This is a genomic window from Helicobacter burdigaliensis, from assembly GCF_003670295.1.
GTDB lineage: Bacteria > Campylobacterota > Campylobacteria > Campylobacterales > Helicobacteraceae > Helicobacter_D > Helicobacter_D burdigaliensis.
Window position 1 is genome coordinate 1 of record NZ_QXJG01000044.1, and the last position, 1,521, is coordinate 1,521.

Genomic DNA, 1,521 nt, shown 5'->3' on the forward strand with positions numbered 1-1,521 from the left:
CCCCCCCCCCCCCCCCCCCCCCCCCCCCCCCCCCCCCCCCCCCCCCCCCCCCCCCCCCCCCCCCCCCCCCCAAAATAACAGCTTTATTTTTAGATTTTAAGGAGACAAAATGAAATTATCTCTTATTGCATCAAGAGCAATATTAGGTTTAGGAATTTTAGGGAGTGTGGGGGCGTATGCACAAGAGCTAAACGCACAAGCACAAGAAATTAATGTAGGGCAAGAGCAACCACAAAACGGCACAATCACAATTAATAATAAAAGTGATTTAGGAAATTATTTTGATATAGAAATCGATTCAAGCCACGATGCTGCAAATCTCGTATTTAAAGAGGGATACAAAGATACAAATTTACAAATTAATAGTGCTTTAGAAGAATTTGTTCCTGAGGGCGTAAATAGAGAAAATACATTTGTAACGATTGATTTAGGTAATGGAACACTTGGTTTAATAAATACTCAAAATGGTAGTGGAAGCGAAAATAATTCCTATTTAATCAATGCAGATATTACTGCCTCACAAATCAATATGACTGATATGAATTTACAATATTTTAGGCAAGAAAGCATATTAAGCGGAAATGTAAAGCTAGAAGGGACAAAATTGCCTGCTGATTCTGATGGTTTTGGCTCTTCTGTATCGATTGCTAGCGGTGGGCTGCTTGGCGATTACAATGGGGGCTTAACAATTTGGGGGAATTTGGAAGCGACTAAAACTAGATTTGAGGGTGTTGGCAAGGGTGGATTACACTTTGATATTAAGAGTAATGCAAATATTACAGGCTCTCATTTTTCTGTGCTTTCTACAAGCTTTAATAACCTTGTGCTAGATAGATTTGTTTTTGCAAGTGCGGGTAGTTTTAATAAAGACATAACCACTAGCAATACCGCAGGTGCAAGCATTATTAATAGCATTTATGATATTGTAAGCGATAAAGCCCTAGCAGACAAATTTGTAGAGGTAGGGAAAAATATCTACCTTTCTCCTATGGATGTGGGAGATTTTGTAAATTACAAATTAAGTGTGGAAAAAGGTAGTGGCAAAGAATATTTGATTGTAAGCGGTGGAGTAAATTCTGAAAAAATCAATAGCACAAAAGAAATTTTAACATTTGAAAAAGAGCATTTAGAGAAAATCATACAAATAGAAGACTTAGAAAGCTCACAAGGTGAAGTTAAAAAAGCTATCCTAGAAGATTTAAAAGCACAAATTGCAAAAAAAGAGGAAATTCTTAATAAGATTCAAAGTAGTGGCGAAGAATCGCTAAGCACTGAAGATAAAATGGGAGCAATGGGCATTGAAGTTACAGATACTACAAAGCATATTTTTGAAAAAGTGTCTAATCTTAAAGGCTCACAAGCAGATAATTATAAATTACTCCTCACAACAGGCATTATGGGTGGAGCAAATAACACTACAAAAACAGCAGATTCTATGCAAACTTCTGGCAACCTAAACGAAGCACAAGGTATCTTTGATAGTTTGATTAACTCTAATATTAATGCTGGAATTGGTGTAGG

Annotated in this window: 1 protein-coding gene; it reads left to right on the forward strand. The window is 37.1% G+C overall.

All coding sequences use genetic code 11. From position 1 onward, the window contains the following. Window positions 1-109: 109 nt before the first annotated feature. Window positions 110-1,521, forward strand: a 1,412-nt coding sequence (locus tag EBF09_RS08940) for a hypothetical protein (protein WP_157978206.1), incomplete at its 3' end; no start/stop codon positions are given.